The sequence below is a fragment of the Streptomyces sp. M41(2017) genome, assembly GCF_002078175.1.
Taxonomy (GTDB): Bacteria; Actinomycetota; Actinomycetes; order Streptomycetales; family Streptomycetaceae; genus Streptomyces.
Window position 1 is genome coordinate 158,833 of the sequence record NZ_MWFK01000001.1, and the last position, 21,915, is coordinate 180,747.

20 protein-coding genes and 1 riboswitch are annotated in these 21,915 nt (G+C 69.8%); of the genes, 4 read left to right on the top strand and 16 right to left on the bottom strand.

Annotation, left to right across the window (positions count from 1 at the left end; translation table 11 throughout):
• Positions 1-128: 128 nt before the first annotated feature.
• A complete protein-coding gene (locus B0675_RS00700) occupies positions 129-1,271 on the bottom strand; it encodes a glycosyltransferase family 4 protein (protein ID WP_081221508.1) in 1,143 nt (380 codons plus the stop codon).
• Between the two features lie 141 nt (positions 1,272-1,412).
• Here B0675_RS00700 and B0675_RS00705 point away from each other — a divergent pair, with 141 nt between their 5' ends.
• Positions 1,413-2,654 carry a glycosyltransferase 87 family protein gene (locus tag B0675_RS00705; RefSeq protein ID WP_081216783.1) on the top strand — a complete coding sequence of 414 codons (1,242 nt, stop codon included), beginning with the start codon at positions 1,413-1,415 and terminating at the stop codon, positions 2,652-2,654.
• Positions 2,655-2,729: 75 nt separating this feature from the next.
• Here B0675_RS00705 and B0675_RS00710 read toward each other — a convergent pair whose 3' ends face one another.
• The 5 genes from B0675_RS00710 to B0675_RS00730 form a co-directional block, all read right to left on the bottom strand.
• Positions 2,730-3,929 (bottom strand): hypothetical protein, encoded by a 1,200-nt coding sequence (locus B0675_RS00710; RefSeq protein ID WP_081216784.1) that lies wholly within the window; start codon positions 3,927-3,929, stop codon positions 2,730-2,732.
• 91 nt (positions 3,930-4,020) lie between these two features.
• A complete protein-coding gene (locus tag B0675_RS00715; protein WP_081216785.1) occupies positions 4,021-5,043 on the bottom strand; it encodes a C40 family peptidase in 1,023 nt (340 codons plus the stop codon).
• A 242-nt stretch (positions 5,044-5,285) separates the two neighbouring features.
• Entirely contained in the window at positions 5,286-6,317 is a 1,032-nt protein-coding gene (locus B0675_RS00720; protein ID WP_081216786.1) for a C40 family peptidase, read from the bottom strand.
• Between the two features lie 320 nt (positions 6,318-6,637).
• On the bottom strand, positions 6,638-7,987 hold the full coding sequence (locus B0675_RS00725) for an NYN domain-containing protein (RefSeq protein ID WP_081216787.1): 1,350 nt from the start codon (positions 7,985-7,987) through the stop codon (positions 6,638-6,640).
• Between the two features lie 34 nt (positions 7,988-8,021).
• Positions 8,022-8,261 carry a hypothetical protein gene (locus tag B0675_RS00730; protein WP_081216788.1) on the bottom strand — a complete coding sequence of 80 codons (240 nt, stop codon included), beginning with the start codon at positions 8,259-8,261 and terminating at the stop codon, positions 8,022-8,024.
• Between the two features lie 151 nt (positions 8,262-8,412).
• On the opposite strand from B0675_RS00730, the gene B0675_RS00735 reads away from it, so the two are divergent.
• Positions 8,413-9,177 (top strand): rhomboid family intramembrane serine protease, encoded by a 765-nt coding sequence (locus B0675_RS00735; RefSeq protein WP_081221509.1) that lies wholly within the window; start codon positions 8,413-8,415, stop codon positions 9,175-9,177.
• A gap of 42 nt (positions 9,178-9,219) precedes the next feature.
• Entirely contained in the window at positions 9,220-9,501 is a 282-nt protein-coding gene (locus B0675_RS00740; protein ID WP_081216789.1) for an Lrp/AsnC ligand binding domain-containing protein, read from the top strand.
• A gap of 40 nt (positions 9,502-9,541) precedes the next feature.
• Here the strand turns inward: B0675_RS00740 and B0675_RS00745 are convergent, their stop codons facing one another.
• From B0675_RS00745 to B0675_RS00770, 6 genes are all read right to left on the bottom strand, one after another.
• Entirely contained in the window at positions 9,542-10,903 is a 1,362-nt protein-coding gene (locus B0675_RS00745) for an aminotransferase class V-fold PLP-dependent enzyme (protein ID WP_081216790.1), read from the bottom strand.
• A 187-nt stretch (positions 10,904-11,090) separates the two neighbouring features.
• A riboswitch (SAM riboswitch) is annotated at positions 11,091-11,207 on the bottom strand.
• An 85-nt stretch (positions 11,208-11,292) separates the two neighbouring features.
• The gene (trpD, locus tag B0675_RS00750; protein WP_081216791.1) at positions 11,293-12,357 is read right to left on the bottom strand and encodes an anthranilate phosphoribosyltransferase; all 1,065 of its coding nucleotides are present in this window, start codon (positions 12,355-12,357) and stop codon (positions 11,293-11,295) included.
• Between the two features lie 143 nt (positions 12,358-12,500).
• On the bottom strand, positions 12,501-14,138 hold the full coding sequence (locus B0675_RS00755; RefSeq protein WP_081216792.1) for a cytochrome bc complex cytochrome b subunit: 1,638 nt from the start codon (positions 14,136-14,138) through the stop codon (positions 12,501-12,503).
• Positions 14,135-15,211, bottom strand: a complete 1,077-nt coding sequence (locus tag B0675_RS00760; protein WP_081216793.1) for a Rieske 2Fe-2S domain-containing protein — start codon at positions 15,209-15,211, stop codon at positions 14,135-14,137. Before B0675_RS00760 ends, B0675_RS00755 begins: the two co-directional genes overlap by 4 nt.
• A complete protein-coding gene (locus B0675_RS00765; protein ID WP_081216794.1) occupies positions 15,208-16,017 on the bottom strand; it encodes a c-type cytochrome in 810 nt (269 codons plus the stop codon). Before B0675_RS00765 ends, B0675_RS00760 begins: the two co-directional genes overlap by 4 nt.
• A 64-nt stretch (positions 16,018-16,081) precedes the next feature.
• Positions 16,082-16,702, bottom strand: a complete 621-nt coding sequence (locus B0675_RS00770) for a heme-copper oxidase subunit III (RefSeq protein WP_081216795.1) — start codon at positions 16,700-16,702, stop codon at positions 16,082-16,084.
• Positions 16,703-16,904: 202 nt separating this feature from the next.
• Between B0675_RS00770 and B0675_RS00775 the strand changes: the two genes are divergently transcribed.
• Entirely contained in the window at positions 16,905-17,306 is a 402-nt protein-coding gene (locus B0675_RS00775) for a response regulator transcription factor (RefSeq protein ID WP_081216796.1), read from the top strand.
• Between the two features lie 28 nt (positions 17,307-17,334).
• Here B0675_RS00775 and B0675_RS00780 read toward each other — a convergent pair whose 3' ends face one another.
• The 4 genes from B0675_RS00780 to coxB all read right to left on the bottom strand — a co-directional run bounded on the left by B0675_RS00780 (position 17,335) and on the right by coxB (position 21,791).
• Positions 17,335-18,606, bottom strand: a complete 1,272-nt coding sequence (locus B0675_RS00780) for an Ig-like domain-containing protein (RefSeq protein ID WP_081216797.1) — start codon at positions 18,604-18,606, stop codon at positions 17,335-17,337.
• 130 nt (positions 18,607-18,736) lie between these two features.
• On the bottom strand, positions 18,737-19,135 hold the full coding sequence (locus B0675_RS00785; protein ID WP_081216798.1) for a cytochrome c oxidase subunit 4: 399 nt from the start codon (positions 19,133-19,135) through the stop codon (positions 18,737-18,739).
• Complete coding sequence (gene ctaD / locus B0675_RS00790; protein ID WP_081216799.1) at positions 19,132-20,868, bottom strand: cytochrome c oxidase subunit I; 1,737 nt, start codon at positions 20,866-20,868, stop codon at positions 19,132-19,134. The genes B0675_RS00785 and ctaD overlap by 4 nt, the downstream gene beginning before the upstream one ends.
• On the bottom strand, positions 20,865-21,791 hold the full coding sequence (coxB, locus tag B0675_RS00795) for a cytochrome c oxidase subunit II (RefSeq protein ID WP_081221510.1): 927 nt from the start codon (positions 21,789-21,791) through the stop codon (positions 20,865-20,867). Before coxB ends, ctaD begins: the two co-directional genes overlap by 4 nt.
• Positions 21,792-21,915: the final 124 nt, after the last annotated feature.

The window sequence follows — 21,915 nt, forward strand, 5'->3', positions numbered from 1 at the left end:
CGACGGGCCGGCCGTCCGCCGGGATCCGCCGTAGGGGCGGAGGTCCCTCCCGGGCGACCGGCCCGTCGTGACCGCTCGCCCGGTTCCCCGCGCCCCTGATGGGGCGGCCCGGGGCCCGGCGGGCGGCTTCAGAGCAGTTCGCGCAGCCGTTTGGCCAGCAGGTCCCAGCGCCACTTCTCCTCGACCCAGGCGCGGCCCCGCTCCCCCATGCGGCGGCGGAGTTCGGGGTCGGCGAGCAGGGTGGTGACGCGGTCGGCGGTCTCCTCGGCGGAGCCGCCATGGACGACCCAGCCCGTCTCACCGTCGAGCACGGCGTCGGGCGCGCCGCCCGAGTCGCCGGCCACCACCGGCAGGCCCGTCGCCGACGCCTCCAGGTAGACGATGCCGAGCCCCTCGACGTCGAGGCCGCCCCGGCGGGTACGGCACGGCATCGCGAAGACGTCTCCGGCGCCGTAGTGGGCGGGCAGTTCCGACCAGGGCACCGCCCCGGTGAACCGGACCGACTCCGTCACCCCGGTGTCGCGGACGAGGGCACGCAGGTCCTTCTCGTAGGGCCCGCCGCCGACGATCAGCAGCACTGCGTCCGGGTGCTCGGCCAGGACGCGGGGCATCGCGCGGACGAGGGTGTCCTGGCCCTTGCGCGGGACCAGGCGGGAGACGCAGACGACGACCGGCCGGTCGGTGAGGCCGAGCCGGGCGCGGACCTCCGCGCCGCCGGACCCCGGGTGGAAGGTCCCCTCGTCGACGCCCGGCGGCAGCTGGACCATGCGCGCGGCGGCCTCGGGCGTCAGGGCGGCGGCGATGCGGGAGCGCGTGTACTCGCCGAGGTAGGTGATCGTGTCGGTGGACTCGCCGATGCGGCGGAGCAGGGTGCGTGCGGCGGGCAGCTGGGCCCAGCCGGCCTCGTGCCCGTGCGTGGTCGCCACGATGCGGCGGGCGCCCGCCCGGCGCAGCGCCGGTGCCATCAGGCCGAGCGGGGCGGCCGCCCCGAACCACACCGACGTACAGCCGTGTTCGCGCAGCAGGCCGACGGCGCGGCGGGTGACGCCCGGCGTCGGGAGCAGCATCGTCGTGCGGTCCCGTACGACGGTGAAGGGCTGTTCGGCGTCGAACGCCGCGGTCGCCTCGGCACCTTCGTGGCCGCGCTTCCACGTGGAGGCGTAGACGACGAGTTGTTCGGGGTCCAGGCGCAGCGCCATGTTGTGCAGGAAGGCCTGGATACCACCCGGACGGGGCGGGAAGTCGTTCGTCACGATCAGGGTCTTGTGCATCGTGTTCGACACTATCGAACCTATACTCACAGGTCGGCACGGCCGCGCTCGGCGGCTCGCACACAGGCCGGCGCGTCACCCTGACTCCTCGAAGCACGGCGGCGACGCACACGGAATCCGGAAGAAGAGGGCCAGGTGGGCATGACGGGCGCCAGTCGCGCGAGGGTGGCGTCGGGGATCACCGCGCTGCTCGGCATCTGGGCGCTGACCAGGGTGCTGCTGCTGCTCTTCGTCACCAAGGTCTACGTCTTCCCCGGCCCGGACGTCACAAGTGACGTGTCGGTGATCTACCAGGGCTGGTACGACGTGCTGCGGCACGGTTCGTTCCCCCGGCAGGACGTCACCTGGCAGTACCCCCCGGCCGCCGCCCTCGCCATCCTCTCCCCCGGTCTGCTGCCGTTCCTGGACTATCCGCACGCCTTCTTCGTGCTGGCCTTCGTCGCCGACCTGGTGGTGTTCGGGCTGCTCCTGTACGCGGGTTCGCGCTCCGGCAGCACACGGCGGGGCACGTGGGTGTGGGTGATCGGTGTGCCGCTGCTCGGCCCGACCGTGTACGCCCGCTACGACCTGATGGTGACGGCCGTCGCGGTCGCGGCGCTGCTGGCCGGGGTGCGTCATCCGCGGGTGATGGGGGCGCTCGTCGCGTTCGGCGCGATGGTGAAGGTGTGGCCGGTGCTGCTGCTGGTCGGGGCCGTGCGGCGGCGCGCCTGGGCGTCGGCCGCGGTGACGGCTGCCGTGATCGCGGCGGTGTTCTGGATCACGATGCCGGGTGCCTTCGCCTTCCTGACCTTCCAGCGCGACCGCGGCACCGAGGTGGAGTCGCTCGGCTCCCTCGTCTTCCATGTGGCCCGGCACCACGGCTGGAACGGCCAGGTGCTGCTGAACTACGGCTCGGTGGAGTTCCTCGGCCCGCACGTCGACCTGGTGAGCACGGCGGCCCTGGTGCTGACGGCGCTCGCGTTCGGCTGGCTGCTGCTGTGGCGGCTGAGTGCCAGGCGGTTCCTGCCGCACACGCTCGCGGACGCGGCGTTCGTGGCCGTGCTGATGTTCACCGCGACCAGCCGGGTCATCAGCCCGCAGTACATGGTGTGGCTGGTCGGGCTCGCCGCGGTCTGCCTGTGCTTTCGCGCGAGCCGGATGGCGCTGCCCGCGGCCCTGGTGCTGATCGCGTGCTTCGTGACGGTGCTGGAGTTCCCGGTCTACTTCGCGGACGTCGTGGCCAGCGACACGCTCGGCATCACCCTGCTGGTCGTCCGCAACGGGCTGCTGGTCGCCGCCTCGCTGCTCGCGGCCCGGTCGCTGTGGCGCGGCACGGTCTCCGAGCCCGCGCCGGACCTCCCCGCTCAGCCGTCCCTCGCCAGGGAGACCCTGGCCTCCTCCTGAGGGCCCTTCCGCGACGGCCCGCGTCCGCGACGGCAGGGCTGCGCACGGTACACGCGGGGACAGCGCGAGGCGGTGTCAGCCCAGTTGGTCCCGGAGGTAGTCCCGCCACTGCTGCGTGAACCGCTCGGGCGTCGTGTGCAGCACGTCTCGCAGCGCGTCCTCGACGGCGCCCGGGCGCTTGTGGTGGTCGCCCACGGCCCGGTAGAACGCGTTCAGGCTGTCCTCGCCCCAGTGGCCGGCGATCAGCCGGCAGGCCATCCAGCCCCCCTCGTAGGCCTGCGCCAGCGCGGTCGCGTCACCGCTGAACCCGAAGGCCTTGTCGTCGGGCAGGGCGGCCGGCACCTGCCCGTCCGCGACGGCCCGTTGCAGTTCGGAGGCGACCTGCCCGGGGGTCCGCCCGCTCCCCCGGTAGCCGACCCAGTCCGCGTACCCCTCGGAGAGCCACAGCGGGGTGGCGGCGGTGGTGTGGGCGCGGGTCGCGACATGGGTGCTCTCGTGGGTGAGCACGACCTGCTTGCCGAAGTCGCCGAGGACGCCGTACGCGTCCGGGTTGACGATGATCCGGTCCGCGGGCGCCCGCGCGGAACCTCCCACCTCACCGGTGGTGACCGCCGCGATCCCCCGGTACCCGGCCGCCGGGGCCCCGAGCAGCCCCGCCATCCCCTCCAGCGACTTCGGTACGAGGACGACGACGTGCCCGGCCCAGTCGGGGCCCCACGCCCGCGACACGGCGGGCACCGCGTGGTCCGCGAGAGCGGCGAAGGAACGCAGCCGCTCACCGGACTGCCCCACCCCGAGCACGAGGCTGTGCTTCCCGCGTGCGACCGCCACGGCCCCCTGCTCCCAGAGCTGGCGGCCGCTCCCGCCCGTGGGCTCGTCCGAGTCGACGTGCCAGGTCCCCGCGGTGCGGGTCAGACCCAGGGTGCGGCCGGCGGTCACCGGTGCCGTGTCGTAGCCCTCGATGCGGTAGCGGAGCTGGACGCGGGCCGTGGCCCGGTCGCCGGAGACGTTCAGCCGGTCCAGGTGGTAGGACCAGGCCGCGAGGGGCACCTCGCGCAGGTTGGCGAACTCGTCGGAGGCGGCCGACGGGTCGCCCGTGGCACGGTACGCGGACACGTCCCGGTCCAGGACGGCGGCGGCCCGCCGGTCGAGGACGCGCTGCACGGCGGCCGACGAGGCGGTGTCGGCGGACGGCCCGCCGGAGCAGCCGACGAGCACGGCGAGCAGCAGCACCAGGGAGAGCCCCGCTCGCGACACACGCCTTCGACCAGCCACGTCGACGATCGTACGGTGCGCACGCCGTTCGGCACGGGCCGTGACCCGGGACCCGGTCCGAGCTACGGGCGCCGGTCCGGCCGAGCGTCCGTCACGGCCGGGTGACGGACGAGATCGGCATCATGCCGACCGGGTCGTAGCGCACCGGGGCGCCCGGGTACGGCGCGTGGATCACCTGGCCGTTGCCCACGTACATCCCGACATGACTGGCGTCGGACCGGTAGGTGACGAGGTCGCCGGGCCGCGCCTGGGACAGCGGCACCTGGCGTCCGGCGTACCGCTGGGCCTGCGAGGTGCGCGGCAGGCCGACACCGGCCCGCGCGTAGGACCACTGCATGAGGCCCGAACAGTCGAAGCCGCCCGGCCCGTTCGCGCCCCAGACGTACGGGCGGCCGAGGGCCGAGCGGGCGGCGGCGACGGCGGCGGCGGCGCGTCCGGAGGACGGAGCGTCGCTCCCGAAGCCGGGCAGGTCCGCGCGGGTCGAGCGCGAGGCGCGGTCGTAGGCGGCGCGGTCGGCGTCGGGCAGCGAGTTGAGCAGGCGGCGGGCCTTGGCGAGTTTCCGCTCGACGGTGCGCTTGTTCTGGGCGACGGCCTTGCGGCTGCTCTCCAGCTCGGCGAGTTTCCCGCCGGCCTCCTCGCGTTTCTGGGAGAGGTCGCGCATCGCGGTCTGGAGGTCGCGGAGTTCGCCCGCCTGGTGCGAGGTGATGCGGTCCAGGGCGGCGGCCTTGTCGAGGTAGTCGGCCGGGTCGTCGGAGAAGAGCAGGGCGAGGGAGGGGTCGATGCCGCCGGAGCGGTACTGGGCGCCGGCGAGCGAACCGAGCGCCTCCCGCATGGTGTTGATGCGGTCCTGCTGCCGGGCGATCTCGTCCTGTGCGGTGCCGATCTGCCGGCGCAGGGTGTCGGCGCGTTCGTCGGCCTTGTTGAACGCCTCGGTGGCCTTCTCCGCCTGGGTGTACAGGCGGTCCACCTCGGCGCGGGTGTCGTCCTGCGGTGCCGCGGAGGCGGGCAGGGTACCGAGTGCGGCTGCCGCCGCGGACATCACGCAGGCGGCGATGCCGAAGGCGCCGGCGCCCCGGTCGAAGCCGGTCGGTGCAAGGCGGCGATGGAACCCCACGAGTGGCCGCGCTCCCTTCCGCTGACGGTCCCCCGCCGTCGGGGGGAAACGCGCCAGACAGTAGCCGTGCGACCAGGCACCGGCCAAAGACCTCCGCGGGCACGCACAGTGACGCCCCGCCGGAGACGCAGGTCACCGACGGGGCGTGGGGTCAGCGGGAGTTGTCGCAATTCGCCCGTTTGGGCGGCGTGGCGACGGGTCCCTTCAGGCGGCGGAGGCAGGCTCCGGACCGCCCGTCCGGATCAGATCCGGACGCCGAACTGGAAGGGCATGTTGCCGATCGCCTCGTAGCGGACGACCGCGCCGGTGTGCGGGGCGTGCAGCACCTGGCCGTTGCCCGCGTAGAGACCGACGTGGTGGAAGTCGCCATAGAAGATGACCAGGTCACCGACCTGGAGGGCGCTCTGCGAGTAGATCCGGGTGCCGGCGTTGGCCTGGGCCTCGGAGGTGCGCGGTATGGAGACGCCGGCCTGGGCGTAGGCCCAGGAGGTGAGGCCGGAGCAGTCGAAGGAGCTGGGTCCTGAGGCGCCGTAGACGTACGGCGATCCGATGGCGCCCTGCGCGGCGGCGAACGCGGCGCCGGCCCGGCCGGAGCCCTTGCTGCTGCCGAGGTTCACACGCTCGGTGGCGCGGGTGGCGCGCTCCTGCTCCTTCGCGGCGAGCGCGGCCTTCTCCTTGGCCGTCAGCGAGTTCAGGAGCTTCTGGGCCTCGCCCAGCTTGCCCTGGACTTCCTTCTTCTTCTTCGCGAGCTCGGTGCGGGTGTCGGCGAGGTCCTTGAGCTTCTCGGAGGCCTCGGACCGCTGCTGGGCGAGCGAACGCTGCTTCTCCTGGACCTTCTTGAGCGACTCGACCTGCTGGGCGCTCAACTGGTCCATGGCCGAGGCCTTGTCCAGGTAGCTGTCCGGGTCGGAGGAGAGGAAGAGCGCCACGGACGGGTCGATGCCGCCGGTGCGGTACTGGGCGCTGGCCATCGAACCGAGGCCGTCGCGCAGGGTGTTGAGGTCTTCCTGGCCGCGGGCGACGTTGTCCTGGAGGGAGCTGATCTCCTTCTGGAGCTTCTCCTGCTTCTCCTTGGCGCCGTCGAGCTTCTCCGTGGCCTTCTCGGCCTCTTCGTAGAGCTTGTCGACCTTGGCCTTGACCTCGTCCTTGCTGGGCTTCTCGGACGGCGCGGCATTGGCGACGTTGGCACTGAGGGCAACGGCGGCGGCGGCTGCGGTGGTGAGCACGGTCACACGGGTGCGGCTCGGCTGCTTGGGTCGACGGTGGGACGCCACGAAGGCGAGCTCCTTCTTCCTCGAGCCGCCTGCCGCGTCACGCCGACGGGCGGTGCCCCTCCACCGTCACTCCTGATGAGTGATCACCCTAGTTGGAGGTTCGAGGCATGACCCTAGTGACCTTCTTGTGATCAGTTCAAATCCAAACCTGAAAATTCTTTGTCACGGAGCGCATTCTTTGCATTCAACTCACGTGCAGTGATGTCCGCTTGACACTACGTCGTGTGAACACCGGGCCAATTCGGGCATGAAGCCCAGAGGTTACGCATGGTGCGTAGGTTGCTCTTGCGACGTACACCCCAGATCGGCGGGGCGCCGTCTCAGCCGCGCGTGAAGCGCTTGAGGAGGACCGCCGAGGCAACCGGGCGGGCGCCCGCCTTGGCGATGCCGTCGGCCACCTCACGGTCCGTGGAGGCGACGATGACGGGCCGTCCCGGCGGCTCGGCGCGCACCAGCTGGCGGATCACCTCGTCCGCGGTGACCCCCGGCTTGGAGAACAGCACCCGGACCCCGCGCGGCGGCGCGAGCAGCACCGGTGCGGCCAGCTCGGCCCCGTCGAAGACGCAGGTGACCTCCGCGCCGGTCTGCGCGGCCAGCTGCGAGAGCTGTCCGAGCAGCCTGAGCCGCTGCTTCTCCAGCGGCATCTGCGGATAGCCGGTCTTCGTGACGTTGTAGCCGTCGACGACCAGATGCGCCTGGGGCAGGGCGAGCAGCTGGTCCAGGATCGCGGGGTCGTTCTCCGACAGGGCGCGGGTCGCGATGTCCTTGGGCGTCATCCGCCCGGGCTCGACCGCCTCCACCGTCTCCGCGGGCCGCACCGAGACGGGCGGCAGCGCGAGCTCGCGGCGCAGGCCCTGAGCCGCGTCCAGCACCGTGTCGAGGAGCAGCCGCAGCCGCATGTCCTCGACGCTGCGCCCCTCGCGCGCGGCCTTGCGGCCGGCCTCCAGGGCCGCCTCGGCCTCGGCGAGGCGTGCCTTGAGCCGCCGGCTCTCGCTCTCGGCCGCGGACACCTGGGCCTGGCTCTCGGCGCGCGCCCCGTCGGTCTCGGCCTGGAGCTTGCGCAGCGCGGCCTCGCCGCGCTTCACGTCACTGAGGGCCCCGCGCAGCTTGCGGTGAAGCGATTCCGCTTCCTTGCGGGCCGTGTCCAGTTCCGTGCGCAGCCGATCGGTCTCGGTCCTGATCTGGCCGCGCGCCGCCGCGAGTTCCTCGCGCAGCCGCTCCAGCTCGGCCCGGTTCTCCTCGTCGGCGCGCTCGGCGTCCGCCCGCAGGGCCTCCTCACCGGCGGCGGTCACCAGCTTCACCCAGCCCGCCGGGCGCAGAACATAGGCCGCGGCCGCCACATCCAGCGGATCCGCGGCCGGAGGCGGCGCGGCCGAGTCGAGCGCCGCGGTCAGCTCGGGCTGCGTCTCTCTCAGCTTCTCGGCGATGCGCTGTCTGAACAGCGGGTCCGTCTCCAGCGCCGCCGCCATGGCGTTGCCGGCGAACTTGGCCCGCCGGCTCGGTGTGAAGCGGGCGTACTGCCGTAGCTGCGTGGGCAGTTCGGCCAGCGTCAGGCCGCCGAAACCGTCCGAGACGATCTGCACGACCCGTCGGCGCACACCGTCGGGCAGCGGACGATCGAGCACCTCGGCGGTGCCGTCGTCCGGCTCCCCGCCTGTGGTCTCCATCATCCGTCACCCCATTATCCGTGCGGGGCCCGCTCCCTCAGGAGCCGGCGCCCGGCCTGTCCACGAGTTCGACCTGATCCACCGCGTTGCACCAGCGACACCGCACCGACTCGATGGTCTCACTGACCACCTCACGCTCCTCGACCTTCGGCTCACCGGCGAGGTCGAGGTGCACGTACTCGACGACCTTCGAGGAGCGGGTGACGTCGAAGCGCGTGAGGTTGCCGCAGAGCGAGCAGCGCCAGCGCGTCTTGGCGTCCGGCAGGGGAACCGTCATAGGGCAGTCGCTTCCTTCTAGTGTCCGTCCGGCACCGGTCTCCCGGTACATGTGGCTCGTAACCCTACGGCCTGGCGGGTAGTCGACGCTCGGCCGTCCACGGCGGCGAGGCTGTCTGTGCCGATCCGTCCGGTACGTCATGCTCTGCACCATGATCGGCAATTGGAGTACGGCAATCGGCAGAGCGGTGCGGTCCCAGTCGGCACCGGTGACGTACGGGCTGATCGTCCTGTGCTGTCTGATCTTCGTCATCGGTCCCGCCTCGGGCCTCAGTCCCGGGTACGGCACCGGGGACGAGCTGCTGGCCGTCCAACGGGCGTACTTCCGGCGCTGGGGCGTGGTGCCGGCCGATCTGTTCGGCGGGCCGCCCCGCGAGCTGCTCACCCCGGCCACGGCCCTGTTCATCCACGGCAGCTGGCTCCATCTCCTGGGCAACATGCTCTTCTTCTACGTCTTCGGGCTGCTGACCGAGGAACGCATGGGCCATGTGGAGTTCGCGCTGTTCTACCTCGGGTGCGGTTACCTGGCCCTGCTCGGCTACGCGGCCGCCAACGCTTCCTCGGAACAGTCCCTGGTCGGGGCGTCCGGGGCGATCTCCGCGGTGCTCGGCGCGTTCCTGTACCTGTTCCCCAAGGCCAGGGTCACCAGTCTCTTCCCGTTCCTGTTCTTCCTGCCGCTGCGCTTCCCGGCCTGGGTGGTGCTGCCGTTCTGGTTCACGCTGCAGTGGCTGGCGGCGGGGCAGAGCGAGTCGGGCCCCGGCGTCGCCTATCTGGCGCACCTGGTGGGTTTCTCGCTGGGCTTCGTCTACGCGTGGGCGCGGTTCGGGCGCCGCGGCACCGCCGTGCCCGTCGTGCCAGCCGCGGGGGGTCCGGTCGGTGCGCCGCCGGACGGACGGGGCCAGGTGGAGCGCGAGTAGGGTGAGATCCCCAGCAGTGGCCCCCGAGGGAGAGAACCAGCCGTGATCACCGCGATCGTCCTCATCAAGACCAGCGTGGACCGGATCCCCGAGATCGCCGAGTCGATCGCGTCGCTGGAGAGCGTCAGCGAGGTCTTCTCCGTCACCGGCACCTACGACCTGATCGCCATGGTCCGGGTCAGGGCCCACGACGACCTCGCGGACGTCATCCCCGGCAGCATCAGCAAGATCCCGGGTGTCGAGGCGACGGACACGCACGTGGCGTTCCGCACGTACTCCCAGCACGACCTGGAGGCGGCGTTCGCGATCGGTCTCGACTCCTGACCGGTGCGCCCGCCGCCTCGCGGCATGTCGTCGTGGGTTCCTAGACCGCCGGCACGCAGCGGCCGTCCTGGGTGCGGTACTGCCACCGTGCGCCGTCCCGCACCAGCTCGCGCACCGCGCGGACGAACCGCTCGACGTGCTCGTCGGGCGTCCCGGCGCCGAAGCTGACGCGGATGGCGTTGAGGGACTTCTCGCCGGGCGCCGCCTCGGGGGCGCCGCACTCCCCCTGGGTCTCGGGGTCGCTGCCGAGCAGCGTGCGCACCAGCGGGTGGGCGCAGAAGAGGCCGTCGCGGACGCCGATGCCGTACTCGGCGGACAGCGCGGCCGCGAAGTGCGAGCTGTTCCAGCCCTCGACGACGAAGGAGAGGACGCCGACGCGCGGGGCGTCGTCACCGAACAGGGAGAGGATCCGGACCTCGGGGACCTCGGCGAGGCCGGCACGGACGGTGCCGATCAGGTGCTGCTCCCGGGCCAGAAGGTTGTCGAAGCCCTCTTCGGTGAGCGCCTTGCAGGCCGACGCGATGGAGTAGGCGCCGATCACGTTCGGCGAGCCGGCCTCGTGGCGGGCCGCGCTGTCGTGCCACTCGACGTCCACGCCGCCGTCCGCGCGCCGGGCGACCTTGCGGCTGGCGCCACCACCCGCGAGGTACGGGTCGGCCTCGCGGAGCCAGTCGGAGCGGCCCGCGAGGACACCGGAGCCGAACGGCGCGTACAGCTTGTGGCCGGAGAAGGCGACCCAGTCGACGTCGAGGTCCTGGACGGACACCGGGTGGTGCGGGGCGAGCTGGGCGGCGTCGAGGACGATCCGGGCGCCGTGCGCGTGCGCGGCGGCGGCGAGCTCCCGCACCGGCCACAGCTCCCCGGTGACGTTCGAGGCGCCGGTGACGCAGACGAGGGCCGGTCCGTGGGGGTCACGGGCCGCGAGGGCGTGCTCCAGGGTCGCGACGGCCTCGCCGGGGGTGCGCGGGGCGTTCAGGTACGTCACCCGGGCGTCGCGCCAGGGCAGCAGCGAGGCGTGGTGCTCGGTCTCGAAGACGAAGACCTGGCAGCCGGCCGGGAGCGCGGCGGCGAGCAGGTTGAGCGAGTCCGTGGTGGAGCGGGTGAAGACGACCTGGTCGTCGGCCCGGCAGTCGAGGAACTCCGCGACGGTCCTGCGGGCGTTCTCGAAGAGGTCGGTGGACAGCTGCGAGAGGTACCCGGCGCCGCGGTGGACACTGCCGTAGTACGGGGCGTACGCGGCGACGTCGTCCCACACCCGCTGGAGGGCGGGGGCGCTGGCGGCGTAGTCGAGAGCGGCGTAGCTGACCTCGCCGCCGGTGACGAGCGGAACGGTGACGTCGCGGCCGAGGACGGGCAGCGGGGCACAGACGGAGGTGTCGGCGGCGGTGGTGGTGACAGACATGGCGGGCTCCTGTGAGGCAGGCGGGATCGCCGCGCGAGCCGGCCGCCCGGAGGCAGCGCTCGGCGCAGGAAGGGGAAAAAAGGGTGTGCGGAGGCGGGGCTCGGCGCCCTATCGCATTCGCTTGCTCACAGAAGGCTCCCTCGAACGACCAGGACCCCTGGTTACGTCCACTCGAAAGAGTGGGAGGGGTCCGCGCTTGCCGTAGACCTCGCTGCCTACGGCCTGGTCTTCACCCGGGGCACCCCGCCACGGACGGAGGGTTGCCGGACAGCCGGCCGGGGCCTGATGGCTGTCGCTCATGACCTGGTACAGCATCTTGCCAGAAGATCTTCGACGCGCAAGGCGCGGTCCGAATTGTGGACCGCGCCCCCGCGTCACGCCGGCGTCGCTCAGGCGTTGCTGGCCGCCACCCACCGGTCGAGGGTGCCCTTCGCGGCCCCGGAGTCGATCGCCTCCGCCGCCTTCGCCATACCGGCCCGGAGCTGGTCCGCGAGGGGCGCGTCGGCCGGCGACAGGGCCACCAGGGCGGCCGCCGAGTTCAGCAGCACGGCGTCGCGCACCGGCCCGGTCTCGCCGTCCAGCAGCCGCCGGGCGACCTCCGCGTTGAACGCGGCGTCGGCGCCGCGCAGGGCCTCCACCGGGACGACGTCGAGGCCTACGTCGCGGGGGTGGAAGCGCTCCTCGGTGACCTTCCCGTCGCGGACCACCCAGACCCGGGAGCCCGCGGTGGTGGTCAGCTCGTCGAGGCCGTCGTCGCCGCGGAAGACGAGCGAGGAGTTGCCGCGCTCGGCGAAGACGCCCGCCACGATGGGCGCCATCCGGGGGTCGGCGACCCCGACCGCCTGGGCCTTGACCCGGGCCGGGTTGGTGAGCGGGCCGAGCACGTTGAAGGTCGTACGGATGCCGAGCTGCCCCCGGGCCGCCGCCGCGTGGCGCAGCGCCGGGTGGAACTTCACCGCGAAGCAGAAGGTGATGCCGGCCTCCTCGGCCACCTCCGCCACCCGTTTGACCGTGAGCTGGAGGTTGACGCCGAGCTTCTCCAGGACGTCCGAGGCGCCGGACGCCGAGGACGCGGCGCGGTTGCCGTGCTTGACGACCTTGGCTCCGGTGCCGGCCACCACGATCGCGGACATCGTGGAGATGTTGACCGTCTTCGCGCCGTCGCCGCCGGTGCCGACGATGTCGACGGTCTGCCCGGGCACCTCGATCACGTTGGCGTGCTCGTACATCGCCCGGACCAGGCCGGAGATCTCCTGGACGGTCTCGCCCTTGGCCCGCAGGGCCACCACGAAGCCGGCGATCTGCGCGTCGGTCGCCTCGCCGCGCATGATGCGGTCCATCGCCCAGGCCGTGTCGTCCGCGCTCTGGTCGCGGCCTTCGAGAAGGCCGTTCAGTACCTCGGGCCAGGAACGGCCCGCCGCGGTGTCGCCTCCAGCGGGGTTCACAGCGCTCATGGTCGCTCCTGGGTTCATGGGTCACGCGAGTGGGTTCGCCCCGCAGCACGGGGGTGAGTCCACCCTATCCAGCCCCGGAGACGGCGAAGAGCCCCGTCCGTGGACGGGGCTCCTGCCGTGGCGAACCGGGGGTGTCGCGGGGATCAGTGGTGGCCGTGGCCGCTCGTGATCTCCTTGTACTCCTCGACGGTGGGCTTGGGGATCTGGTTGTCGTCCCCGTAGAAGCCCTTGCTCATCTTGGCGCGCAGCTTCTGGGCGCTGTTGACCTTGCGCTCGACACCGTTCTCGTCGACCGCCGGGCCGATCTCGGCCGGCTTGTACTGCTCGTGCGCGGTGAGCGTGTGCAGCGCGTCCTGGCTGAGCGGCTCGTGCACCTCGATGAACTCACCGTGCGGCAGGCGCTTGATGATGCCCGACTCGCGGCCGTGCAGCACCTTGTCCCGGTCCCGGCGCTGGAGGCCGAGGCAGATCCGCTTGGTGGCGAGGAAGGTGAGCACCGGCACGACGAAGAAGGCGATGCGCACGAACCAGGTGATCGAGTTGATCGCCAGGTGGAAGTGCGTGGCCCAGATGTCGTTGCCACCGCCGACGAGGAGCACGAAGTACCAGCTGATCCAGGCGGCACCGAACGCGGTCCGGGTCGGGACGTTGCGCGGGCGGTCCAGGATGTGGTGCTCGCGCTTGTCGCCGGTGACCCAGGACTCGATGAACGGGTAGACCGCGATCGCGACCAGGACCAGCGGGAAGATGACCAGCGGGATGAACACGCCCAGGACGAGCGTGTGACCCCAGAGGTTGATCTCCCAGCCCGGCATGACACGGATCAGGCCTTCGGAGAAGCCCATGTACCAGTCCGGCTGGGCGCCCGTGGACACCTGGTCCGGACGGTAGGGACCCATCGACCAGATCGGGTTGATCGAGGCGATCGCCGCGATGGCCGCGATGACACCGAAGACCAGGAAGAAGAAACCTCCGGCCTTCGCCATGTAGACGGGCAGCAGCGGCATGCCGACGACGTTGTTGTTCGTCTTGCCGGGACCCGCGAACTGGGTGTGCTTGTGGTAGAAGACCAGGATCAGGTGGCCGACGACCAGGCCGAGCATGATGCCCGGCAGCAGCAGCACGTGCACCGAGTAGAAGCGGGCCACGAAGTCGCCGCCCGGGAACTCGCCGCCGAAGAGGAAGAACGACAGGTACGTGCCGACGATCGGCACGGACAGGACCGCGCCCTCCATGAAGCGGACACCGGTGCCGGAGAGCAGGTCGTCCGGGAGCGAGTAACCGGTGAAGCCGGTGAACATGCCGAGGACGAACAGCAGGAATCCGAAGACCCAGTTGACCTCACGGGGCTTGCGGAACGCACCCGTGAAGAACACGCGCATCATGTGCACGAACATGCCGGCGAGGAAGATCAGCGCGGCCCAGTGGTGGATCTGACGGATCAGCAGACCACCGCGCACATCGAAGGAGATGTGCATGGTCGAGTTGAACGCCTCGGACATCAGCTGTCCCTGCAGCGGGACGTAGCTGCCGTGGTACTCCACCTCGTTCATCGACGGGTGGAAGAACAGCGTCAGGTACACACCCGTGAGGATGATGATGATGAAGCTGTAGAGGCAGATCTCACCCAGCATGAACGACCAGTGGTCGGGGAAGATCTTGCGCATGTTGGCCTTGGCCAGGGAGTAGATCCCGAGGCGGCCGTCGGCCCAGTCGGCTACCCGCTCACCGGCGGGCGCCTTCTCGCGCGAGCGCGAGTCGGAGGTGGTCGTAGTGCTCATCCGCGCTCCCAGAATGCAGGACCGACGGGCACTTCGAAGTCGCCGAGCGCTTCGAGGTAACCCTCATCGTTCACACCGATGCGCAGCTGCGGCAGCGGGTGACCGGCCGGGCCGAAGATGACTCGGGCACCGTCGGAGAGGTCGAAGGTGGACTGGTGGCACGGGCACAGCGCGTGGTGCGTCTGCTGCTCGTACAGGGAGATCGGGCAGCCGACGTGGGTGCAGATCTTCGAGTACGCCACGATGCCCTGGTAGGACCACTCGAGTTCCTGCTTGTCCTTGATGTTGTCCGGCTGCAGCCGGATGATCATCAGGGCCGCCTTGGCGATCTCCTTCTGGAAGTCCTCGTCGTGCTCCTCCAGGCCCTCGGGCTTGACGAAGGTCAGAGAACCGACGGCCACGTCCGAGGGACGGAGCGGCTCGTTGGTGTTCATGTTGACGAGGAGCTTGCCCTTGGACCACAGGGTGTGGCGGAGCTTCGTGCCGGGCAGCGGACCGAGATCGCGCAGCAGCATGACGCCGGAGAGCGGGAACAGGGCCAGCGCGCCGAACATCGTGTTGCGGATCAGCTTGCGACGGCCGAGCGCGGACTCCTTGGCACCCTGCTTGAAGTCGGCCAGGACCTTGGCCTTGACCTCGGGCTCCGCCTCGATCGCGTGACGCTCGTCGGCGATCTCCACGTCGGACATCAGGGTGCGGGCCCAGTGGACCGCGCCCGCGCCGATCGAGAACAGCGCCACACCGAGCGTCAGACCCAGCGTGAAGTTCAGCGCGCTGATGTGACCGATCGGGAAGACGTAGATCGACTTGTCGTTGGGGATCGCCACGTACGCGACGATGAAGGCGACGGTCGCCAGCATCGACAGCACGAACAGCAGGGCGACCAGTCGCTCGGACCGCTTCGCGGCCCGCTCGTCGATGTCCTGGATGCGGTGCTCGTGGGGCGGCAGCCCCGGGTCCGCGAACGGGTTCTGCTCGTCCGCGACGGCGACCGAGGCGTGACCGTGACCGGCGTGGTCGTCGGTGGCCCGCTCAGCGGGCACGTTCTCTTCTGGAATGTCTTGGCTACTCATGACTTCTTGGCCTTTGCGGTCCGAGCGGCGACCCAGACGGCGACGGCGACCAGGGTGCCAAGTCCGAAGATCCAGCCGAACAGGCCCTCGCTGACCGGTCCGAGACCGCCCAGTTCGAGACCGCCGGGGCTCTCGGTGTTGTCACCGTTGACCGCGTCGAGGTACGCGATGATGTCCTTCTTGTTCTTCTCCGTCAGCGTGGTGTCGGGGAAGGACGGCATGTTCTGCGGGCCCGTCTGCATGGCCTCGTAGATGTGCTTCGGGTCGACACCCTCAAGGCTCGGCGCGAACTTGCCGTGGGTCAGCGCGCCGCCCTTGCCGGTGAAGTTGTGGCACTGGGCGCAGTTGGTGCGGAACAGTTCGCCACCCTTGGCGATGTCCGCGCCCTCGGGACTGACCTGGCTCTTCGTCGGGACCGAAGGACCGGCACCGAGCGAGGCGATGAACGCCGCGAGCTGGTCGATCTCGGCCTGCGAGTAGATGACCTTCTTCTTCGGGATCTGCGCGCCGGGCTGCTGGGCCGGCATACGTCCGGTGCCGACCTGGAAGTCGACCGCCGCGGCGCCCACTCCCACCAGGCTCGGCCCGTCGGAGGTGCCCTGACCGCCGGTTCCGTGGCAGCTTGCGCAGCCCACGGCGTACAGCTTCTTGCCCTCGGTGATGGCGAGGGACTGGGCGGTTTCATCGGCCTGCGCCTTGCCCGCGGGTGCGAACGCGGCGTACAGCCCCCCGGTGGCCGCCAGCGCGAGGAGTAGGACGACGACCGCCGCCAGCGGATGGCGTCGTCGTGCGGAGAGCTTTTTCACGGATTACCCCGGTGTCAGGATCTTCTGCGTCGGTGCTTCTGGATGTTTCGGGCTCCGGGCCCGATTACTTGATCAGGTAGATCGTGGCGAAGAGGCCGATCCAGACGACATCGACGAAGTGCCAGTAGTAGGACACGACGATGGCGGCGGTTGCCTGCTCGTGAGTGAACCGCCGAGCCGCATAGGTGCGACCAAGGACCAGCAGGAAGGCGATGAGTCCGCCCGTCACATGCAGTCCGTGGAAGCCGGTGGTCAGGTAGAACACCGAGCCGTACGGGTCGGAGGAGAGCGAGAGCCCGTCCTTCTTGACCAGTTCGGTGTACTCGAAGACCTGACCGCCGATGAAGATCGCACCCATGATGAAGGTGACGGTGAACCACATCCTGAGCTTCTTCACGTCCCCGCGCTCGGCGGCGAAGACGCCGAGCTGACAGGTCAGGGAGGAGAGCACCAGGATCGTGGTGTTCGTCGCCGAGAACGGAAGGTTCAGGCTGGACGCCATTTCCTTCCAGTGATCCGGCCCGGTCACCGATCGCAGGGTGAAGTACATCGCGAAGAGGGCCGCGAAGAACATCAGCTCGGAACTCAGCCAGATGATCGTTCCGACGCTGGTGAGGTTCGGCCGATTGACCGACGGGTGCGCGTGCCCGGTTTCTACTGTCGTTGCTGTCGCCACGACCGACATTATGTCGGTCGCTTATCCCGCCCTCACCCCGGGGGGTGCCGTTCGGAGTGTTGACGGGGTGTGTCCAGCCCGTATGGCCCATCGAAGCCCTGTCCGAACCGGTGTTGACGAGGTGTTCAAGGGAGTAGCATCCGCGCATCGGGCAGGCTCCGGCCGGCCCGGCCGCTTCATGTCCGTACGACGCCGACGTCCCGGAGGAAGAATGCAGCCGACCGCCACGGTGCTGGTCTACAGCGACGACTCCAACACCCGCGCACAGGTGCGGCTCGCCACCGGGCGCAGGCCCGCTCCGGACGTTCCCCTCGTGGAGTTCGTCGAATGCGCGACGCCGGCCGCCGTCGTCATGGAGCTCGACAAGGGCGGCATCGACGTGTGCGTGCTGGACGGCGAGGCGGTTCCGCTCGGCGGCATGGGCGTCTGCCGGCAGATCAAGGACGAGGTCTTCGACTGCCCGCCCGCGCTCGTCCTCATCGGGCGCCCGCAGGACGCCTGGCTGGCCACCTGGAGCCGTGCGGACGCCGCGGTCACCCTTCCGGTCGACCCGGTGGAGTTCGCCGCCTCCCTGGCCACCCTGCTGCGCCGCAAGAACCTGCAGAGCGTCTGAGGACCCGCGCCCCGTGAGGGGCGCGGTCTCACACACTCTCGGGGCGCAGCCTCGCGCGCTCGGCAGGAGTCGGGGCGTCCGGGGATCCGCCCACCAGCGCGCTGCCCTCACGCCAGTTCTTCCAGTCGAGGTTCCAGTCGCCGAAGCCGTTGCCGAACGCGTCCATCATGTCGCCGTTCGAGTTGACGACCTTGACGACGTCACCCTCGTTGAAGGTGTCGAAGAACCACTCGGCGTTGCTGGTGCTCATGCCGGTGCAGCCGTGGCTGACGTTGGCGGACCCCTGGGAGCCGGTCGACCACGGCGCGGCGTGCACGTACTCACCGCTCCAGGTCACCCGTGTGGCGTAGTACACGGGCAGGTCGTAGGAGTCCGAACTGCCCTCGGCGATACCGATGCTGGTACCGCGCATTTGTACGTAGTACTCCTTGCCCAGCACGACCTTGACGCCGTTGCGGGTCTCGAAGCCGGGCTTGCCGGTGGTGACGGGGATCTCGTTGATCTGCTCGCCGTTGCGGTAGACCGTCATCTCGTGGGAGGCGGCGTCGGTGACGGCGACGAGCCGGTCGCCCGTGGTGAGCTTCAGGGTCTTGGCGTTGCCGCCCCACAGCCGCTCACCGATCTTGATGCCGGCGAGGTTGCTGTGCGCCGTGATCGTGGCGTGGGTGGGCCAGTACTCCTTGGGGCGGTAGTGGAGCGTCTTGTCGTCCACCCAGTGCCAGGCGCCGTCCACGGCGGGCGTGGAGTCGACCTTGAGAGCGCGCTCGACGACGGCGCGGGCCGCCTTGTCCTTGACGGGGGCGCTCAGTTCGGCGGTGACGGGCTGACCGACCCCGTACTTGCCGGCCTTGGGGCCGAACTCGACGTCGAGCGTCTTCTTGGTCTTGGGTGTGCTGGTGTCGAAGCCGAGGACCTTGCGCCCGGGGGCGCCGTCCTCGTCCTCGGTGCTCACCCGGACCGTGTAGTGGGCTCCTGCGGCCAGCGGGGAGGTGCTGTGCCAGCGACTGCCGTCGGCGGACAGTTCGCCCGCCACATAGCGTCCTGACGCGTCGGTGGCCGTCACGTCGGTGATGCGCCCGTCGTCATCCTCGGAGGTGATTTCGAGCGGCTTGTCGGGGTCGACCTTGCCGGGCTTCTTGCTCTCTCCGACGGGGCCGTTGAACGAGATCTGTCCCGCCGCGTCGTACGGCTTCGCCGAGAGCGGGTGGCCGTCGGAGCCGCAGGCGGTGGCGCCCGCTCCGAGGGCGACCACCAGCGCGGTGCAGCTGACGACCGTGCGGATTCGCGGTGAGTGGTTCATGAGCTCACGCTATGAACGCCCGTCAAGGACGGCGCGCCGGGTGGGCCGACCGAGGGACGGAAGTCGTGGCAAACGGGGGAGCCCGGACTCTCCTGACGGAGTGTCCGGGCTCCCCGGGGTTCAGCGCGTGCTACTGGGTGCGGTTCTCACCGTGGTAGTACTCGAAGACCCAGCCCCACAGGCCGATCACGATGATCGGGGCCGAGAAGTAGAGCAGCCACCAGCCGAAGACGACGCCCATGAAGGCCAGGGCGCCACCGACGCCCAGCGCGAGCGGCTGCCAGCTGTGCGGGCTGAAGAAGCCCACCTCGCCGGCCTCGTCCGCGACGTCGGCCTCCTTGTTGTCCTGCGCCAGCTGGTCGACCCGCCGGGCCGTGAAGGCCAGGTAGTAGCCGATCATCACGCTCAGGCCGAAGCCCATGAAGAGGGCCGTGGTGCCGGCCGGCTCCTTGGACCACACGCCGTACACGATCCCCATGACGAGGATGAACGCGGCGAGCCAGAGGAACATCTTGCCTTGGACCTTCACTTGCCGGCCTCCTTGCCACCAGCGAGAGCCGACGAACCGGAACCGGCGTGCTCGAGCTGGTCGAGCGCGGCGATCTCGGGGTGGTGCAGGTCGAACGCCGGGGATTCACTGCGGATCCGCGGCAGGGTGAGGAAGTTGTGCCGCGGCGGCGGGCACGAGGTGGCCCACTCCAGCGAGCGGCCGTAGCCCCACGGGTCGTCGACCTCGACCTTCTTGCCGTACTTGGCCGTCTTCCACACGTTGTAGAGGAACGGCAGGATCGACAGGCCGAGCAGGAACGAGCTGATCGTCGAGATCGTGTTCAGCGCGGTGAAGCCGTCGGCCGCGAGGTAGTCCGCGTAGCGACGCGGCATGCCCTCGGCACCCAGCCAGTGCTGCACCAGGAACGTGCCGTGGAAGCCCACGAACAGCGTCCAGAAGGTGATCTTGCCGAGCCGCTCGTCGAGCATCTTGCCCGTCATCTTCGGCCACCAGAAGTGGAAGCCGGAGAACATCGCGAACACCACGGTGCCGAACACCACGTAGTGGAAGTGCGCCACCACGAAGTACGAGTCCGAGACGTGGAAGTCCATCGGCGGCGAGGCCAGGATGACGCCAGTCAGACCACCGAAGGTGAAGGTGATCAGGAAGCCGACGGCCCAGAGCATCGGTGTCTCGAAGGACAACGAGCCCTTCCACATCGTTCCGATCCAGTTGAAGAACTTCACGCCCGTCGGTACGGCGATGAGGAACGTCATGAAGGAGAAGAACGGGAGCAGTACGCCACCGGTGACGTACATGTGGTGGGCCCACACGGTCACGGACAGACCGGCGATCGCGATGGTCGCGCCGATGAGGCCCATGTAGCCGAACATCGGCTTGCGGGAGAACACCGGGATGACTTCGGAGATGATGCCGAAGAACGGCAGCGCGATGATGTACACCTCTGGATGGCCGAAGAACCAGAAGAGGTGTTGCCAGAGCAGCGCTCCGCCGTTGGCCGCATCGAAGACATGTGCCCCGAATTTTCGATCCGCCTCCAGGGCGAACAGGGCCGCCGCGAGAACGGGGAAGGCGAGCAGCACCAGCACGGCGGTGAGCAGCACGTTCCAGACGAAGATCGGCATGCGGAACATCGTCATGCCGGGAGCGCGCATGCAGATGATCGTGGTGATGAAGTTGACCGCGCCGAGGATGGTGCCGAAGCCGGAGAAGGCCAGACCCATGATCCACATGTCGGCGCCGATGCCCGGCGAGCGGACCGCGTCGGACAGCGGGCTGTAGGCGAACCAGCCGAAGTCGGCCGCGCCCTGCGGGGTGAGGAAGCCACCGACCGCGATCGTCGAGCCGAACAGGTAGAGCCAGTAGGCGAACATGTTCAGCCGCGGGAACGCCACGTCGGGCGCGCCGATCTGCAGCGGCATGATCCAGTTCGTGAAACCGGCGAACAGCGGCGTCGCGAACATCAGCAGCATGATCGTGCCGTGCATCGTGAACGCCTGGTTGAACTGCTCGTTCGACATGATCTGCAGTCCGGGGCGCGCCAGTTCGGCGCGCATGAGCAGCGCCATGACGCCGCCGATGCAGAAGAACGCGAACGACGTGACCAGATACAACGTGCCGATCGTCTTGTGGTCCGTGGTGGTGAGCCACTTGATCACAACACTGCCGGGCTGCTTGCGCCGAACCGGCAGCTCGCTCTCGTACGAGTCTTCGGCTGCGTCGGCACCCTGGGGTTCGTTGAGGATGCTCACAGGTTGTTCGTCTCCCGGTTCTTCTCGTGGCCCGTCTGCTCAATGCCGGCCGGGACGTAACCGGTCTGTCCCTTCGCCGCGAGCTCCTTGAGGTGGGCCTCGTAGCGCTCGGGGGAGACGACCTTCACGTTGAAGAGCATCCGGGAGTGGTCGACGCCGCACAGCTCGGCACACTTGCCCAGGAAGGTGCCCTCATGGTTGGGCGTCACCTGGAAGGAGTTGGTGTGCCCCGGGATGACGTCCTGCTTCATGAGGAACGGCACCACCCAGAAGGAGTGGATGACGTCACGCGAAGTGAGGACGAAGCGGACCGTCTTGCCCTTGGGGAGCCAGAGGGTCGGACCCGGGTTGCCCGTCTGCGGGTTCTTCGTGCCGGGCGTGCCGACGTCGTAGACACCGCCGGCGTTCGCCGGGAACTGCTTCTTGAACCGGTCCGGAATGGCCGCCAGGTTCGGGTCGGTCTTGGCGTTCCCGGTGGAGCCGGGAACGTCCGCGACGTAGTTGAAGCCCCAGCTCCACTGGAAGCCCACCACGTTGACCGTGACGTCGGGCTTCTTGTCGAGGCTGAGGAGCTTCGTCTCGTCGCGGGCGGTGAAGTAGAACAGCACCGAGACGATGATGAGCGGGACCACGGTGTACAACGCCTCGATGGGCATGTTGTACCGGGTCTGCTGAGGAACTTCGACCTTGGTCCGGCTGCGCCGATGGAAGACGACGCTCCACAGGATCAGGCCCCAGACCAGCACGCCCGTGGCGAGCGCGGCCGCCCACGAGCCCTGCCAGAGGGAGAGGATCCGCGGAGCCTCATCCGTCACCGGGGTGGGCATACCAAGGCGGGGGAAGTCTTCCCAGTTGTACGAGCAACCAGTGGCTGTCGCCAGGACCAGGCCCGCAGTCATTGCCTGCAGCAGCTTCCGCCGCATCGGGCGCCGCGGCGTGGGGGTACCGCCCGCGCCCCCCAGGGCGTGGGGGAGGTCGGAGCCGTTGGGACTCACGTAGCGCCTTCCCGAGAGTCTCGCCCGCGCTGTTGGCTGCGGCCTTCTCGCT

What these genes read in the sequence shown, in the direction of transcription:
- B0675_RS00780 (WP_081216797.1), bottom strand. Translation starts at nt 18,606, where the DNA reads ATGAACCACTCACCGCGAATCCGCACGGTCGTCAGCTGCACCGCGCTG.
- B0675_RS00725 (WP_081216787.1), bottom strand. Translation starts at nt 7,987, where the DNA reads ATGATGGAGACCACAGGCGGGGAGCCGGACGACGGCACCGCCGAGGTG.
- B0675_RS00730 (WP_081216788.1), bottom strand. Translation starts at nt 8,261, where the DNA reads ATGACGGTTCCCCTGCCGGACGCCAAGACGCGCTGGCGCTGCTCGCTC.
- B0675_RS00735 (WP_081221509.1), top strand. Translation starts at nt 8,413, where the DNA reads ATGATCGGCAATTGGAGTACGGCAATCGGCAGAGCGGTGCGGTCCCAG.
- B0675_RS00755 (WP_081216792.1), bottom strand. Translation starts at nt 14,138, where the DNA reads ATGAGCACTACGACCACCTCCGACTCGCGCTCGCGCGAGAAGGCGCCC.
- coxB (WP_081221510.1), bottom strand. Translation starts at nt 21,791, where the DNA reads ATGCGGCGGAAGCTGCTGCAGGCAATGACTGCGGGCCTGGTCCTGGCG.
- trpD (WP_081216791.1), bottom strand. Translation starts at nt 12,357, where the DNA reads ATGAGCGCTGTGAACCCCGCTGGAGGCGACACCGCGGCGGGCCGTTCC.
- B0675_RS00705 (WP_081216783.1), top strand. Translation starts at nt 1,413, where the DNA reads ATGACGGGCGCCAGTCGCGCGAGGGTGGCGTCGGGGATCACCGCGCTG.
- B0675_RS00760 (WP_081216793.1), bottom strand. Translation starts at nt 15,211, where the DNA reads ATGAGTAGCCAAGACATTCCAGAAGAGAACGTGCCCGCTGAGCGGGCC.
- B0675_RS00745 (WP_081216790.1), bottom strand. Translation starts at nt 10,903, where the DNA reads ATGTCTGTCACCACCACCGCCGCCGACACCTCCGTCTGTGCCCCGCTG.
- B0675_RS00775 (WP_081216796.1), top strand. Translation starts at nt 16,905, where the DNA reads ATGCAGCCGACCGCCACGGTGCTGGTCTACAGCGACGACTCCAACACC.
- B0675_RS00700 (WP_081221508.1), bottom strand. Translation starts at nt 1,271, where the DNA reads ATGCACAAGACCCTGATCGTGACGAACGACTTCCCGCCCCGTCCGGGT.
- B0675_RS00770 (WP_081216795.1), bottom strand. Translation starts at nt 16,702, where the DNA reads ATGTCGGTCGTGGCGACAGCAACGACAGTAGAAACCGGGCACGCGCAC.